The sequence below is a fragment of the Catenovulum agarivorans DS-2 genome, from assembly GCF_000568405.1.
In the GTDB taxonomy this organism is placed as follows: Bacteria; Pseudomonadota; Gammaproteobacteria; order Enterobacterales; family Alteromonadaceae; genus Catenovulum; species Catenovulum agarivorans_A.
Map to the genome: position 1 here is coordinate 30,927 of NZ_ARZY01000021.1, position 13,998 is coordinate 44,924.

Annotated in this window: 13 protein-coding genes; 2 read left to right on the forward strand and 11 right to left on the reverse strand. The window is 40.3% G+C overall.

Annotated elements, in window-relative coordinates; all coding sequences use genetic code 11:
- Positions 1 to 173 precede the first annotated feature (173 nt).
- The 10 genes from hisIE to DS2_RS11660 all read right to left on the reverse strand — a co-directional run bounded on the left by hisIE (position 174) and on the right by DS2_RS11660 (position 10,531).
- Positions 174 to 794, reverse strand: a complete 621-nt coding sequence (gene hisIE, locus DS2_RS11615; protein ID WP_035014967.1) for a bifunctional phosphoribosyl-AMP cyclohydrolase/phosphoribosyl-ATP diphosphatase HisIE — start codon at positions 792 to 794, stop codon at positions 174 to 176.
- Positions 788 to 1,564, reverse strand: a complete 777-nt coding sequence (gene hisF / locus DS2_RS11620; RefSeq protein ID WP_035014968.1) for an imidazole glycerol phosphate synthase subunit HisF — start codon at positions 1,562 to 1,564, stop codon at positions 788 to 790. Before hisF ends, hisIE begins: the two co-directional genes overlap by 7 nt.
- Positions 1,546 to 2,283, reverse strand: a complete 738-nt coding sequence (hisA, locus tag DS2_RS11625; RefSeq protein ID WP_035014969.1) for a 1-(5-phosphoribosyl)-5-[(5-phosphoribosylamino)methylideneamino]imidazole-4-carboxamide isomerase — start codon at positions 2,281 to 2,283, stop codon at positions 1,546 to 1,548. The genes hisF and hisA overlap by 19 nt, the downstream gene beginning before the upstream one ends.
- On the reverse strand, positions 2,280 to 2,873 hold the full coding sequence (gene hisH, locus DS2_RS11630; RefSeq protein ID WP_035014970.1) for an imidazole glycerol phosphate synthase subunit HisH: 594 nt from the start codon (positions 2,871 to 2,873) through the stop codon (positions 2,280 to 2,282). The genes hisA and hisH overlap by 4 nt, the downstream gene beginning before the upstream one ends.
- Entirely contained in the window at positions 2,873 to 3,943 is a 1,071-nt protein-coding gene (gene hisB, locus DS2_RS11635) for a bifunctional histidinol-phosphatase/imidazoleglycerol-phosphate dehydratase HisB (RefSeq protein WP_035014971.1), read from the reverse strand. The genes hisH and hisB overlap by 1 nt, the downstream gene beginning before the upstream one ends.
- A gap of 3 nt (positions 3,944 to 3,946) precedes the next feature.
- On the reverse strand, positions 3,947 to 5,008 hold the full coding sequence (gene hisC, locus DS2_RS11640; RefSeq protein ID WP_035014973.1) for a histidinol-phosphate transaminase: 1,062 nt from the start codon (positions 5,006 to 5,008) through the stop codon (positions 3,947 to 3,949).
- Between the two features lie 40 nt (positions 5,009 to 5,048).
- Positions 5,049 to 6,350: a histidinol dehydrogenase gene (gene hisD, locus DS2_RS11645; RefSeq protein ID WP_035014974.1), complete on the reverse strand. Its 1,302-nt coding sequence runs from the start codon at positions 6,348 to 6,350 to the stop codon at positions 5,049 to 5,051.
- 28 nt (positions 6,351 to 6,378) lie between these two features.
- Positions 6,379 to 7,566: a hypothetical protein gene (locus DS2_RS11650; RefSeq protein ID WP_035014975.1), complete on the reverse strand. Its 1,188-nt coding sequence runs from the start codon at positions 7,564 to 7,566 to the stop codon at positions 6,379 to 6,381.
- 303 nt (positions 7,567 to 7,869) lie between these two features.
- Positions 7,870 to 9,219, reverse strand: a complete 1,350-nt coding sequence (locus DS2_RS11655) for a sensor histidine kinase (protein WP_035014977.1) — start codon at positions 9,217 to 9,219, stop codon at positions 7,870 to 7,872.
- 85 nt (positions 9,220 to 9,304) lie between these two features.
- On the reverse strand, positions 9,305 to 10,531 hold the full coding sequence (locus DS2_RS11660; protein WP_035014978.1) for a multifunctional CCA addition/repair protein: 1,227 nt from the start codon (positions 10,529 to 10,531) through the stop codon (positions 9,305 to 9,307).
- A gap of 71 nt (positions 10,532 to 10,602) precedes the next feature.
- Between DS2_RS11660 and DS2_RS11665 the strand changes: the two genes are divergently transcribed.
- Both DS2_RS11665 and DS2_RS11670 read left to right on the forward strand, forming a co-directional pair.
- Positions 10,603 to 12,237, forward strand: coding sequence for an ExeA family protein (locus DS2_RS11665; RefSeq protein WP_035014979.1), 1,635 nt, complete (start codon positions 10,603 to 10,605; stop codon positions 12,235 to 12,237).
- Between the two features lie 9 nt (positions 12,238 to 12,246).
- Entirely contained in the window at positions 12,247 to 13,068 is an 822-nt protein-coding gene (locus DS2_RS11670) for a general secretion pathway protein GspB (protein ID WP_035014980.1), read from the forward strand.
- Between the two features lie 32 nt (positions 13,069 to 13,100).
- Here the strand turns inward: DS2_RS11670 and DS2_RS11675 are convergent, their stop codons facing one another.
- The gene (locus tag DS2_RS11675; protein ID WP_051479825.1) at positions 13,101 to 13,970 is read right to left on the reverse strand and encodes a DUF3014 domain-containing protein; all 870 of its coding nucleotides are present in this window, start codon (positions 13,968 to 13,970) and stop codon (positions 13,101 to 13,103) included.
- Positions 13,971 to 13,998 lie beyond the last annotated feature (28 nt).

Consider the following 13,998-nt stretch of genomic DNA (forward strand, 5'->3'; position numbering starts at 1 on the left):
ATCCGCTTTTTTCGTTTAAACATAATGGACATAATATAATTATAAGCAATATGTTGGTTTACTTGTTACTTGTCACAAATGAAAAAAGCCTCAGGTTTTCACCGGAGGCTTTTGTTTAAATAAAACTATTAATCTCTATTTATGTTTATTGAAGCAAACTAGTTAAATACTAATTATTTATGACGCTCTTTTAGTTTATTAATAACGTCATTCATTTCTAAATCCATTGACTGTAATAACACAGTTAAGTGGTATAACAAATCAGCTGATTCGCAAATTAATTCTTCTTTATCACCAGCGGTTGCAGCCAACGCACATTCAACACCTTCTTCACCTACTTTTTGTGCAATGCGTTTTACGCCTTTTGCGTATAAGCGAGCTGTGTAGCTTGATTCTGGTTCTGCACCTTTGCGGCTCGCAATGACTTGTTCTAAATCAGATAAGAATGCAAGTTGTGGTTGACCTTCTTCATCCCAACAGGTTTCGTTACCTAAATGACAGGTTGGGCCATTTGGTTTAGCCAAGGCGATTAAGCTGTCGCTGTCACAATCAGTTGATAACTCAACTAGATCTAATGTGTGGTTAGATGTTTCACCTTTAGTCCATAAACGTTGTTTACTACGACTGAAAAAGGTAACAAAGCCAGTTTCAAAGGTTTTTATTAATGCTGCTTGATTTACAAAACCTTGCATTAATATTTTTCCTGAGTAGGCATTTTGTACAATTAACGGCAATAAACCGCTTTCTGCTTTATCCCAAGCAAGTTGGTCAATGGTTTCGGCCGTAACTAACAAGGTCTTATCTCCACTTTTTCATTGATTAAGGTTTGTTTTAACTCGTCCATTGCGATAACTGCTTTGTGGAATACACTAGCAGCCAATGCACCGTCTACGTCGGCAATTTTGAATACATCGGTAAAATGTTCAATTGCGCCAGCACCGCCAGATGCAATTAAAGGAACATTACACACTTCGCGTGCCAGTTTTAGTTGGTCAATGTCATAACCTTGGCGCACACCGTCTTGGTTCATACAGTTTAAAACTATTTCACCAGCACCCTTTTCTTGCACTTTTTTAATCCAGTCGAATGTTGTCCAGCTGGTTTTTTGTGTGCGTTTTTCGTCACCAGTAAATTGGTAAACTTCATATTGGTTGGTTTCTTTGTTGTAGAAAGAATCTATACCAACCACCACACACTGTTGACCAAACCTTTGGTTTAAATCAGTAATCAATTGTGGGTTAGCGAGTGCAGGGGAGTTAATTGAAATTTTGTCTGCACCCATTTCTAAAATTATACGTGCGTCTTCAATTGTTTTTATTCCGCCTGCAACACAAAATGGAATGTCAATTTGTTCAGCAATGCGTGACACCCAAGCTTTGTCGACTACGCGGCTGTCGCTTGATGCTGTGATATCGTAAAATACCAACTCGTCTGCACCCATTTCTGCGTATTTTTCAGCAAGTGGTACTATGTCACCAATAATTTCGTGGTTACGGAATTTTACGCCTTTAACCACTTTGCCGTCTCTAACATCCAAACAAGGAATTATTCGCCTTGCCAGCATTGGATTGCCTCCTCGATGGTAAATTTACCTTCTAATAAAGAGCGACCCAAAATAACACCGCTGACTTTTGTTGGTTTTAACGCTTTGATATCGTCTAATTGACCAATACCACCTGACGCTTGCCAGTGAATATGTGGGAATTGTTCAACAACTTCGCTGTATAGATCAACATTAGAACCGGTTAAGGTGCCGTCTTTGCTGATGTCGGTACACAATACGTGTTTAACACCAACTGATTTGTAATCAGCCAATAAGTCTTCAAGTTTTACACCAGAGTTTTCTTGCCAACCGTGGGTTGCAATGCATTTGTGGCCATCTTCATCAATGTTGATATCTAGTGCTAATACAATTGCATTTGGGCCGTAAGTGTCAATCCAGCTTTTAACTAATTCTGGTTGTTTAACTGCTAGTGAGCCGATAACCACACGTTCAACACCGGCTTCTAACAATTGCTCAACATCACGTTTGCGACGAATACCACCGCCAGCTTGAAAGCGCATTAAACCAGTATCGACCATGGATTTTATTAGTTCTATTTGACGCTTGTCAGTATCTTTTGCTCCGGTTAAATCAACTATATGTAACCATTTTGCACCACCTTTCGCATAGGTGGTGAGCACGTCAATTGGATCAAGTTTATATTCAGTTTTTTGATTGTAATCGCCTTGGTATAAGCGAACGACTTTGCCGTCGATTAAATCTATCGCAGGGATGATCATTGTTTCATCTCCAAAAAGTTTTGGATTACGCGTGCGCCTGATTTACCTGAGCGTTCAGGGTGAAATTGCACGCCGTAAAAATTCTTGTGGTGAATGCTGGCTGAAAAGGTTTGACCATAATCGCAGGTCGCCAGCGTGTATTCTGAAGGTGCTACACATAAGCTGTGCACAAAATAAAAATAATCTTGTTGGTTAATACCTTCAAACAGTGGGGAATCTTTAATTTCCGTTAGGGTATTCCAGCCCATATGTGGTAAGCGTAACCCTTCTGCTTTGATTGGTTTTACCGTACCTGGGATTAATCCTAAACAATCCACGTTACCTTCGGCTGAATGTTCAGTCATTAGTTGCATGCCTAAACAAATACCTAATACTGGTTGTTGTAAACCTTGTACTATTTCTGGTATGCCTTTTTCTTTAATAATTCGCATTGCAGCACCAGCTGCACCAACGCCTGGTAAAAACACTTTATCGGCATTTTTAATTTGTTCTGCGTTGTCGGTTACTGCAACTTTATAACCTAATCTTTCAACACCAAATTTAAGGGAAGATAAGTTTGCACACGAAGTGTCGATGATAACTACATCCATTACAATACACCTTTGCTACTTGGCAGCTCTGTGCCTTCAATACGAATGGCTTGACGAAGTGCACGTCCAAATACTTTAAATAAGCTTTCAACCTTATGATGATCATTGTCGCCATCAGTTGAAAGGTGCAAGGTAATGCCCATGCTATCGGCTAATGAACGGAAGAAATGTGGAACCATTTCTGTACCTAATTCGCCAACTTTTGCGTGGGTGAATTCTGCATCAAATTTACAGAAAGGGCGGCCAGAAATATCTAACACACATTGAGCTAAACATTCATCCATTGGCAAACTAAAGCCAAAACGACCAATACCACGTTTTGTACCTAATGCTTCTTTTAGCGCCAAACCAAGTGCAAGCGCAGTGTCTTCAACAGAGTGATGGTCGTCTATATGTAAATCACCATTCACAGCAATATTCATGTAAAAACCGCCATGTGTTGAGATTTGGTCCAACATGTGGTCAAAAAAACCAACACCAGTTTGAATGTCTGCTTTTTGCTGTTTGTCTAAATTCACACTAACTTTAATTTGCGTTTCACTGGTATTTCGTTCAATTGTTGCTGTACGGGCTTTTACCGTTAACGCTTCAACAATATGATCCCAGTCGATACTAGGTTGGCCATATTGGAAGCCTCTAATACCCATGTTGGCCGCAAGCTGCATATCAGTTTCACGATCACCAATTACATAAGAGTCAGTAAAGTCTACTTTGCCTTGTTGTAAATACTCAGCAACTAAACCTAATTTAGGTTTACGGCAGCTGCAGTTGTCATCCGGAAAATGAGGACAAATTAAGATATCGTCAAACTTGATGCCTTGTGAAGTAAACACCTGCATCATCTTTTCATGCGGTGCATCAAAATCTGCTTGCGGGAAGCTAGCGGTTCCTAAACCGTCTTGATTCGTTACCATGACTAATCGATAACCATGGGCTTGCAATGTTAATAAAGCAGGGACGACATTTTTTTCAAAAACAAGTTTTTCCAATGAGTCCAATTGATAATCTACTGGTGGTTCAGTGACTAATGTACCGTCACGGTCGATAAATAAAATACGTTGTTTGCTCATTGTTTAACCTTTAAATTCATCCATAACAGCTAATAGAGCGTCGGTTTCTTCTTTAGAACCCACTGAAATACGTAAGCTGTTATCTAATAAAACTTGACTAGAATAATCGCGAATTAAAATGCCTGCTTGCACTAGAGTATCAAATAATGCTTTTTTCTGCTCGCTGCGGAACATAATAAAATTAGAATGGCTTTCAATTTGTTCGTACACATAATCATAACGCGCGAGCGCATCGACTATACGTTGCTTTTGTTCTAGCACTTGTGCTTTTTGTTGTTGCATAAGAGCAAGACCAGATTCCGACAGCGCTTGTGTTGCAATTTGTGCAACAGGCCAGCTAACAGGATAGGGTGGAATTACTTTGCTCATAGCTTGTATGATATTTTCATTTGCTAAAGTGTACCCACAACGCAAACCTGCTAACCCAAATGCTTTAGACATGGTGCGCAAAACTGCTAAGTTGTCGTATTTTTCTATCCAGCTAGCAACAGAAGTATCCATTGCGTACTCAATGTAAGCTTCGTCTACTGCGACAATCGCTTGGTCTTTAAAGATTTCTAATACTTGCTCAATTTGTTGGTGCGAAACTAAAGTACCAGTTGGATTATTTGGCGAGCAAATAAATACCACTTTCACATTGTCTTTTGCCGCTTGAATGGCGTCAATATCTAACGAAAAGTCGGCTTTAGTCGGCACTTTTTTGCAGTCAATATTGCAGGTTTGTGCACTGATTGCATACATGCCATAGGTTGGTGGGCAAATTAGAATCTGTTCGTCATCTTCGCAAAAAGTACGGATTAGCAATTCGATAGCTTCGTCTGCACCGCGGCCTGCCAATACTTGGCTTGGTTTTACCCCAGCATATGCAGCATAGCTTTGAATAAGCCCTTTAGGCTGAAAGTCTGGATATCTATTTAATACAGAACAGTCTAATTCGTACTCATTTGCGTACGGAGATTCGTTGGCATTTAACCATATATTACCACCAGTCATACTGCGGCGTGCTGACGCGTATGGCACTAGCTGTTGAATATTTTCTCTTGTAAGTTTGTCCGCTAAGCTCATTTATTTATTCACTTATCAATTAATTTTGTACTGTTGGCCGTTATTGTTTTAGTGCGTCAAGTCGAACGGCTACCGCATTTTTATGCGCATCTAAGCTTTCTGCTTCGGCTAATGCCATAATGGCAGGGCCAATTGCTTGAATGCCTTGTGCGGTTAATTCTTGCACAGTGTAGCGTTTACCAAAGTCTGCCAAACTTAAACTGCTGTAGGTTTTGGTATAACCATACGTTGGTAATACGTGATTTGTACCACTGGCGTAGTCGCCTGCTGATTCTGGTGAATATGCACCAAGGAATATTGACCCTGCGTTTTCTAATTTTGGCAAAATGCCACGTGGGTCTTTGGTTTGAACAATTAAATGCTCAGGTGCGTATTCATTACTTACTTGAATAGATTGCTCAAGCGAATCTGTCACTATAGTGCGGCTGTGTGATAACGCAGCTGCGGCAATATCTTCACGTGGCAATACTGCAAGTTGTTTAAACACCGCTTTTTCACAAGCTTTTGCCATGTTTTCACAATTGGTCAATAAAATTACTTGTGAGTCTTTACCATGCTCAGCTTGAGACAACAAATCAGCTGCAACAAATTCTGGGTTGGCGCTACTATCTGCGATCACTAATACTTCGCTTGGGCCTGCGGGCATGTCAATTGCGGCACCTAAATGGTCTTGGCTAACTTGCTGTTTCGCTTCAGTGACAAAACTATTGCCAGGGCCAAATATTTTATTCACTTTTTTGATGCTTTCAGTGCCGTAGGCGAGTGCAGCGATTGCTTGGGCGCCACCTGCTAAATATAACTCATCAACTCCACATATTTTTGCAGCGTAGCGTATTTCAGCTTTTACCGTACCGTCTTTTCCCGGAGGCGTAGCCAATACTAAACGCTTACAACCAGCTATACGAGCAGGTGTTGCCAACATTAAAACCGTTGAAGGCAAGGGCGCAGTGCCACCAGGAATATATAGCCCAACAGCTTCGATTGGTTGAGTATGCAATTCACATACAACGCCTGGGGTTGTTTCAACTGTGATAACTTCCGCTTTCTGCGCAACGTGAAACTTATGTATTTGCTGATGTGCCAGCTCAATCGCACTTTTGACTTCTGCGGATAGTTCGTTTTCAGATGCGTCGATATCGGCTTGTGATACGCGCAATGAATCTAGCTTTAAGCCGTCAAATTTTTCGGTTAAGTCAAATAAAGCTTTGTCACCATGTTCACGAACCTGAGCAATGATGTCTTGTACAAGCGTTTTTAGTTTTGCGCTGTCACCCAATGCAGGGCGAGCTAATACTTGTTGTTGCTCTTGTTGGCTTAATTCGTTCCAAACTAAGGTTTTCATGCTTTAACTCCGAAAATATAGCCGAGTTTTATATGCGGCCATTTAATACTTGATTATATACTTCTTGCAATTCTGCTAACGAATTATCGACAAACCTAAATGCGTCATCGCGTTTGTAGCTGTCGGATGGCGTCCAATATCGAGTTTTTAAACTATATGGACGCAAACCGCGTAATGCATCTTGTTGACTACAAAAGATATCTAGAATGTCTGGTTTATTGATCCAATTATCACCAAGGTTTTCTTGCAGTGCGTGATACCAATAAGCAAATTGGACTAGTCGCTCCTGCTCAAAATAGCCGACTGGGGTTAACTCATCGAGTAACTGAATTAAGCCTTCATCACTTTTCTTATTATATTTGTAGTAGTCAACAACATATAAACTTTCAGATAAGAATAGTGGTGCACCTAATAAAACTAGGTTTTTGCGGCGTAGCGTCGAACCCGTTTGCACTATTTCTAAACCGACATCACCAGTATTACTGTCGTTAACGGCATCTTCTACATCATGCACTGGCTCTATATTCAGCTTTGGGTACGATTTATGTACTTTTTCAGCATACCGACCTTTTACAAACACACGGTTTTTGTGGTGTTCTAAGTGTTGTAAGTAGTCTTTTGGATAACCAGTTCCGACATCGTCTTTTGGTCGTTGTTTAGCAATTAAGAAAAAGCCGACCATATCTTGCACGTCACGTGAAACAACATCGTTGTAGCGGGTTAACATTGCAGAGCCGGCAATTCTAACCTTGTGCTCTTTTTTGAGGTTGTAATTGTACATCCCCCATTTGGTCGCTGATGCATTCAGTGAATTGTGCGTAACTGCGAGTAATTCATCTAAACCTGCCACGGCAATATCTGCTTCACCTAAACCAACCAAAGAAGAACAATTGTGTGGTTCGTCGCCTTCAACCCGTACCTTAAGGTCGTTTACTTGAATATCTGCACCTAAAAAGCCAACACGGTAAGGTCTTTCTTCACGCTTGCGGTCGATAAACAAGCCTAAATGATTGGCTATTTGTTGGCCTTGCAACTCATCTAAATAAGTTTTTGCTTGTGCGTAGTCAGGACTTTTACGCTTTTTGCCACCTTTAACTGCGCTAATTAATTCGTTTGGGGCGGTTAAACCTGTCGCTTGGTTGCCGATTTTTTTTATAAAATTTTCAAAAGTACGACCACTTCTTGGTATAGCCATAACAGCGTCGTAAATTGACATCTGCGCGTATCCTTTTGGGTAAATTTAATTAATGTGCTACTGCTTTATTGTATAGCGCTCAATTCGGGGCGGCTAATTATAAGGTATTTTTGCGGCCTTATAAAAGCAAAAACCCCCGAAAGACTCCTTTCGGGGGTAATATTTTCCAATCCGAAAGGCAAATCTTAGCCTTCGGGTACACCAAAGGCTAACTCAAATCATGAAGTCCATGTAAACAATGGTTAAAAAATAACATACTCGCCTTGGTGTATATAAATCGATAATTGCGATTAAAGTAACTGATTCATTTATTTAAATCAAGCATCAGCTAATATTATCTAATTCGATAGGTAACCTGATATAGGCTTCAAAACCGCTGTGTTTTTGTGAATTAATGACGATCTCGCCACCCAGCTTTTCCACCATGTTTTTGCAAATTGCCATACCAAGTCCTGTATTACCATTTTCTCTATTTGTGGTGTAGTAGGGGGTAAACAGTTTTTCTAGTTGCTCAGCCGTCACGCCAACTCCATTATCGGCGTATATTATCAGTACACTTGGATCGCCCGTGGTATAATCAAAAGTTGATATTTTAATGGTTCCCGTGTCTAGGTCTGTAAATGCGTGGGTTAAGCTGTTATTAATCAAATTAATCAGTATTTGGCTCAATGGACCCGGGTAAGAGTACATTTCGATTGTTTCAGACGTGTTGAGTTCGATTGTATGCGGTGAGTTTTTGAGTTTTGGGCGTAGTGTATTGAGCGTGTCGTTAATCAACACATTTAAGTTGAAATGACGCTGTTGTTCACTGGTTTGGTCTGCGGTTATTTGTTTAAAACTTTGAATTAAATCGGCCGCTCTTTCGATATTTTGCTGCATTAACTTTAATGTGTTGGATGTTTCATCTTGGTATTTTTCTAGGGCTTTTTTCGATAGTGTGTTTGATGAAATCTTATTATTAATGCTAAGCATGGCTTCTTGCATATGACTGGTCGCCGTTACACATATACCAATTGGTGTGTTTATTTCATGGGCAAATTCAGGCACTCTTTCTGCTATGTCGACCATCTGTCTGTGTGCAAGCAACTCTTCTTGATAGGTTGCTACTTCGCTTAATGCGTCTTGGGTTAAATCTGAGGTTTGATCAAGTTCAGATTGTGTTTCTATTAGTTTAGATTGGCTTTGTGCTAGTTCGTTTTTAGTCGCGACTAGGTTTTCAATATTCTGTAGTAATCCGTACATATAAATGTCATTGCGGCTATTGTCTAAACATTGGCCTTTTAGCTGGACCCATCTAAATGAGCCTTTGCCTGTCATTAACCTGAATTCTGCTGTAAATGCTTGGTTGCGATTGTTTAAAAAGTCTTTGAATTTCTCTCTAACTTTTTCTATGTCGTCGCGATGAAGCCAAGTTTGTAGATGTTGAGGGTTATCCCAATCTAATAGGGTAATTTCAGTTAGTTCGAGTGTATTGGGGTGGTAATAATATAGGTATTGAGTTTTAAGATTTAGAATCCAAATCTGACCATCATCTTGACTGAGTGTTTGTAATAGGCTTTGGGTAAGCTTTTCAAATTGCTTTAAAGGTTTAATCCGAACATGCCAAACTAACCAATTTGCTATAACAAAAAGGAACACAATCAACGCGACAACGAGCATGATTGACCAAGGCATATCAACTGTCTTATTTGGTTAACATAATGTTACAGTGTAGACAGTGTATATGCATTTAGGCAAGTTTTGTCAGGTTGTTTTTATGCTAATTTGGAGCTGGGCTGAGTTGCTTAATTACCTTGATGCGCTCATCATAGATTTTTTGTTTTATTTGCAAGCCTTTATAGCCCTGTTGCAAGAATGGCTGCGCTTTTATCGACAAACACGCGTCAGCAATTTTTCTCACATGCTCAAATTGGGGATAATCTCTATTTTCAAAATCTTTTCTGCCTTTAAAGTCGGCTAAACAACAAAGTAAAAATTGTTTGAATCTTTCAGGCTTGCGCCACAAGTCGGTTTTATCAAACATTTTTAGATAGGTTGTTGATTTTAACTCGTATGCCTTATGGATATGACAATGAAATTCACTGGTAATGCAGGCTAAATCTCTAAAGTGATTAGGGATACGCAATCTACTACAAACATCTTTAACGAGTTGAACACCAGCTTTTTCATGGCCGTGGTGACGAGGCCACATTTCAGGTGGGGTTAACCCTTTACCCAAATCATGACATAAGGCTGCGAATCTAACTTCAGTTGATTCACTAAGCTTGCTTGCCTGTTCTACAACCATCATGCAATGAATACCCGTGTCGATTTCTGGATGCCATTTCTCAGGATTTGGGATCCCCCACAAACAATCTAACTCAGGCATAATTACTTTAAGTGCGCCAACTTGTTTGAGTATTTTGAAATAGATTTGCGGGGCACCAGTCATCAGTGCTTTTTCAGTTTCAAGCCAAATTCGCTCGGGTTGCAAATGATTAAGCTCGCCGTGGTTAACCATTTGCTGCATTAATTCAATGGTTTCTGCTGCAATGGTGAAACCAAGAGAATGATACCTAGCGGCAAACCGTGCAACTCGCAGTACTCTTAATGGGTCTTCAACAAAAGCTGGTGACACATGGCGCAACAATTTGGCTTGGATATCGGCCAGGCCATTGTGGGGGTCAATTAATTGGCCGTTATCATCTTCTGCTATTGCATTAATGGTTAAATCTCTGCGGATTAAATCTTGTTCCAAACTGACATCTGTGCCAAATTGGCATTCAAACCCAGTGTAACCGCCAGCAATTTTTCTTTCTGTTCTTGCCAATGCGTATTCTTGTTTGCTTTTAGGGTGCAAAAAAACCGGAAAATCTTTTCCAACTTGCTGGTAACCTAAATCAAGCATTTGTTTTGGGGTTGCGCCAACAACCACCCAGTCTTTATCTTTTACTTTTAAATTTAAAAGTTTATCTCTTACTGCGCCACCAACTAAATAGACTTGCATTAACACCTCTTGGAATTTTCCCTTCGACCCACTACTATAACGCGTCTTGCATTTAAACAGTTTGGGGTATTATGTATAAAGGATTTTTTGGTCTCAAGGAAATTCCATTTTCAATTGCGCCGAATCCAGAATATTTGTACATGAGCGAACGCCACAAAGAGGCTCTTGCTCACTTATTATTTGGATTAAATGAAACTGGCGGTTTTGTACTGCTGACTGGCGAAGTTGGAACTGGCAAAACGACCGTTTCTCGCTGTCTTTTGTCACAAATTCCAGACAACACTCAAATTGCATTTATTTTAAACCCAACACTGACTGAATGGGAGTTGCTCGCAACTACATGTGATGAATTCAACATTCACTATAACCCTGATACAGCAACAATAAAAACGTTAACAGATGCGATTAAAAGTTTTTTGCAACAACAGCATGAATTAGATAACAAATGTTTATTGATAATTGATGAAGCCCAACATTTAAAACCAGAAGTTTTAGAGCAGTTGCGCTTATTAACTAATTTGGAAACCAATACAAAAAAGCTCCTGCAAGTTATTTTAATTGGCCAACCCGAATTACAAACCCTGTTAAAGCGCCAAGAGTTACGTCAGTTAGCTCAACGAATTACCGCAAGATATCACTTATTGCCGCTGACTGAATCGCAAATTGCATTTTATATCAATCATCGTATGAAAGTAGCGGGCTGTGATAAGCCTATTTTTACCAAGGCAGCAGTCACCAGTATTTTTAAAATTAGCAAAGGCATACCGCGTATTATTAATTTATTGTGCGATCGAGCTTTGATGGGCGCATATGCAGCGAATAAATTGCAAGTAGATAAAGCAATAGTATTGGCCGCTGCTAAAGAAGTTGGTGACTACGAAGTAGATGACTCGAATGCGTTTGTTGTGTGGGCAAAACGCAATTCTATTTATTTTGCTGTTGTTATTTTTGCGTTGATTGCCGCTGCTGCATATACCTACAATGTGCAAAGTTTTAAAGTGGGTACTACAGATGAACCTGAACTAGAGCCCCTAGTTATTTCCGAGAAACAGCAATATAGTCATATTGTTGAGCAAATTGCGCAAACGCAAGGTAGCTTAAATGCTCAGTTTTCTACTTTGGCCAAGCTATGGCAGTTGCCTGCAGACGGGCAAATGGCAATCGATAATACATCTTTTATACAAAAGCAGTGTTCAGAGTATCATAACTATCAATTGAGTTGTTCTAATTGGACAGGCCCCTTGGAGCAACTGCTGGCGTTAAATGTTCCTGCGGTGATCGAGTTGTATTTGCCCCAAGAAAATATTCGCTATGCTGTTTTAAAGGCTGTAGAAAGCGCTGATATGGGCTGGCAAAGCAGTTCGTTTATTTTACAGGTAGATAACGCTGAAATTAAAGTTGATTACGCGCAATTAAGCAGTATGTGGCGTGGCCAGGCACTGTACATATGGCAGCCTCCATTTATCGACAGGGTCGCCAGCATTTCGGCTGATAGCCCACAAGCACACATTCAGTGGTTGGATAACCAGCTTAGTTTTATCCTTGGCAAACCAAGACGTTTGCTCGATTCTTTTGACGAAACTTTACTAAGCAAGTTGAATATTGTGCAAACCAACAATGGTTTAGCAACTAAGAGCTCAGCAGACTTGCCGATGCAAACATTCATTCAGCAAAATACCCTTAATCAAGTTGCTAAAGTTTATTAGGAATATTTTATGTCGATACTTTTAGAGGCACAAAAACGACAACAGCAAGACCCAAATTATCTTGCTGAAAATCTTTACGCTGAATCTGCCTCAGGTGAATCAAGCAATCGATTAGTATTGCTATTGCTGGTTGCTATTTTGGTTGCGATGATTTTTGGCGCGTTCTTACTGCTGTTTAATCAACCAGAAAGCTTACCCACAGTGACGCAAGTCAAACCTGAACAACCACGAATAGAGAGTCAGACGCAAACTGTCATTAATCATGTTCGCCAACCCGTTTTATTAGGCGATATTAATTTAACCACAACAACCAAAGATAAAGCTCAAGTTAAACCTGAAGCGACGCCGCCAGTAAATGCTCCGCAACAAAACCGAGCACAAGTTGAAGCTGAAATCGACACAGATGTCGTGCAGCCAGTAGCACAACAAGCGAACGATACACAAACAATAGCGCCGATAAAAACAGAGCAGCTACAAGAGATGGATATTGATCCGAGTCTTTTGGCTAAGTTTAACGCAGCAATAGAGCAAACGATGGCTGGAAGCGCTGATTCAACTGCAAATACAGTGAGTCCAGCATTGTTTAAGGTAAAACCTTTAGTTGATTTCCCTGATGCTTTTCAAGCGCGTATTCCAGCATTAGATTTCCAAACGCACATATACTCATCTGAACCTGAGCAGCGTTGGGTTAAAGTCAATGGCAAAATTATTAGGGAGCAACAACAAATAGTTACAGGCGTAGTATTAGAAGAAATTAGTCAGCAACGCGTAATCATTAAAGCTCATGGTGAGCGGTTTAGCTTGCCAGCACTAACGAGCTGGCAATACTAAAATTGTACACGAAAGTTCAACACGGCCTAGTTTTATTTAATCAGTTCAGAGCGAATTTGTTCCAACCTTGCTTGTACTTTTAACTGATTTTTGGGGCCCATGCGGATAAGCAGTTTTTGAATGCCTGACAATGATTCTAATTCTGGATCTGCAAATTTATACATGGCTGAAGGAGCAACCAGTTTAATTTCTTTTTCGATTACAGGGGTTGCCAAAGCAACATCTATTGCATCAATTAGTTTATTGACGAAGCCTTGATCTGTGTAGCCAATTTCTTGGTAAGCTTCATCTAATAGAGGTTGGTACTTATTCATCATATCCAGCAATGTGTCAGTGCTTATCATACTGAATAGCGAGACATAAGGGTCATAACGTTTAAAAGAACTTGCATCTAAAGTATAAGTATTGTCTTCACCAGCAACGACTTTGATATTGTCCGACGGCGCTGAAACTGGCGCATGGCTTTGCATCAAATCACCGTTTGCTGCGTTGTCGACAAAAACAACAAACTTTCTGATCAAATCTTGGTTTACAAACAAGTTAGAAGCCTGCGTACCTGAATATACTTGTGACAAATCTGTTTGGACCAAGTTATCACTCATATTCAAATCAGGTAGCTCTGGTTTGGGCGGCTTCGCGGGTTCAGGCTCTGGGATGTCTGCAGTATCTGGAGGAGATACTTCAGCTACAGGCTCGATTGGTGCGACTGGTTTTGCTGGTTGAACAACCGGAGGCGGTGTGTAAGTTGGTTTTGGCGTTTCGACTACGACAGGTGCCGGCTGAGGTTTTTCTTGCTCGTCGCCAGAAAAAGCAAGGTATCCGACACCGACAGCTAATATTGCTATGCCGGCGCCTACAAGGACGAGCGGGGTTGATGAATTCTTATTGATAGCTTCAGACATGAATGCCCCCTAAATAAAAAGAGTCTTA